Raw genomic sequence first — 2,132 nt, 5'->3', positions numbered from 1 at the left:
GATAGTGAGACCAATTAAAAATAAGCTTCCGCTCTTGATGACTCAAATGACAGTATTTTTGACCCATTTTGCACCTCCAAAATAGCTAACTTGAACTATAGTGGTGCACTTCAATTTAGAACATAGCATGCTTGAATGTCATCTCAGGTAAAATTCCTTCACGGGTTGATACTGATGCAACATATTTCTTTAACTTCAGAGACTTTACCACGGATTTAGGACATTCGAGAGACACTCGTTTGGGAATGGTGGGAAGGAGCGTTCGAGAGACACCCAATCCTGACGTTTGGGCGACACTCATTCCTAAAGTCAGCTTCCGAATGCAGGCAGGTGCACTTTCAATTGAACCTGCCGCACCATGAAAGGAACAGATAACAATGGATGTTTGTGTTTTTTGGGGTGGACAAAATCACTAAGCCACGACACTTCCTCCAAGTATGCAGCGGAGCGGAACTATGCCTACTGTTACGCATCCGACTTTGAGGCTTTGTTATATGCCATCAAATAGTCAAAAACCTTATCTGAAATAACTTCTAACTTTGGTTGAGTATTGTCCCCTGCTACATTTGTTACGATGAAAATACCAACATTTTTACTTGGGTAAATGGCCAGCCAACTAGATGTGCCCATTGAGCCGCCACTTTGATAGAGCATTATTTCATTTGAATCATCTTTAGTTGTGTACCAATAAAATGCCGAGCCATGACCCGTCCAACTCTCATCCAAAATTTGATGAGAAATGGCCACCTCTGGCTCTGAGGACAATTGGTGTTGCATATAACGCGTGACAGAGTCAACGTCTGAAGTTAATCCTCCACTAGCAAACCAATATGCACTAGCCAAAGGCATTTGATTGCCATTTCCATCTGTACCTACAGTAACTTCACTTACTTCGAAATTTGTACGTCTGAATTTCGTGCCTCGCTCTCCAGACTTACTCGTGATCTTTTCAGAAACCAGCAATTCAAAAGGTTTTTGGTAAACTGATTCCAGAATATATCCAACTAAATTAGTACCAACGCTTGAATATAGATAGTCCTCACCAGGTGTAGAGCTAAGCTTCACTTTTTTAAGATCATCAAAGTAGTCGTCTGTGGAGTATTTTGATATTTTTTCAAAATATCTGCCTTGCTCAATATCTTCGCGACTGACAGCAAAATCTCTTGGGAGCCCACTAGTATGAGTCAAGAGGTGTTGTAATGTTATATATTGGTTAGACAGCTCCAAATTTTTGTATTCGTTACCTTTAAGGTAATGGCGGATATCTTTGTCTAGCTCAACTTTCCCTTCAAGAATAGCCTTAGCAACCACTAGCCCCGTATAAGTTTTGGTTAAAGAGCCTAGTTCATATATTGTTTGGTTGTTAGGCGTATCGCCATTACTTAACGTCCCAAAATGATACTGGTAAGTATTTTCTGCGTTTACAACAGAAATTGATACGGCCTGCCCTACATTTCCATCAATAAATTCTATGAGTTCATGTTTCGTATTTGATTCAAAATTAGTTGCGTCATGACTTTTACAAGAGGCCAGAGCTGCCATTAATGAAATGGCCAATATTATTGATATGGTTTGGGTTATTGATCGGTTCATCGTTTTCCTTTTTAGATCATTGAAATTCTTTTTTAGACGATAAAATTCAATAAAAGGTTTAAATGGAAAATTAACCTAGGCATCAAGCGCCTTGCTATTAGGAATTTTTAGTATGAGTCTGGTAAGTCTGGTAGACACCCACTTCAAAATTTGTCAGCCATACTTCCACCATCTATGCTTGAAATCTGCTCCAAGGATAAGGACGAAGCAAATGCCAGCGGCACGGAAAAGCCAGGTCAGCTTAGTTGACACAAAATACTACCATTGCATCTCGCGCTGTGTAAGGCGTGCCTTTTTATGCGGTGAAGACCCATCAACAGGCCAGCCTTATGAGCATCGCCGTGAGTGGGGTGAAGAAAAGCTACTCCTGCTGGCCACCATTTTCTGTATCGATATCTGCGCTTACGCAGTAATGAGCAACCATACTCACCTTGTTTTGTATGTGGACGATAAAAAAGCCAATCGATTGCATGACAAAGCTATCGTCATACGCTGGCATAAACTGTTTAAGGGAAATTGGCTGACGCACAAGTTCGTTG

The 2,132-nt window shown here is 40.7% G+C and carries 1 protein-coding gene and 1 pseudogene; one reads left to right on the top strand and one right to left on the bottom strand.

The features are described from left to right. Nucleotides 1-465 precede the first annotated feature (465 nt). Entirely contained in the window at nt 466-1,593 is a 1,128-nt protein-coding gene (locus L1285_RS23410; RefSeq protein ID WP_235414543.1) for a serine hydrolase domain-containing protein, read from the bottom strand. Nucleotides 1,594-1,804: 211 nt separating this feature from the next. On the opposite strand from L1285_RS23410, the pseudogene L1285_RS23405 reads away from it, so the two are divergent. Next, a pseudogene (locus L1285_RS23405) lies at nt 1,805-2,132 on the top strand (transposase); the annotation flags it as partial.

The sequence above is a fragment of the Pseudoalteromonas sp. DL2-H2.2 genome, assembly GCF_021532535.1.
Lineage (GTDB): Bacteria > Pseudomonadota > Gammaproteobacteria > Enterobacterales > Alteromonadaceae > Pseudoalteromonas > Pseudoalteromonas rubra_A.
The sequence above is the reverse complement of the archived record's forward strand: the minus strand, read 5'-3'. Positions and strand labels throughout refer to the sequence as shown.

Coding starts and splice junctions, on each gene's coding strand:
- L1285_RS23410 (WP_235414543.1), bottom strand. CDS start 1,593: ATGAACCGATCAATAACCCAAACCATATCAATAATATTGGCCATTTCA.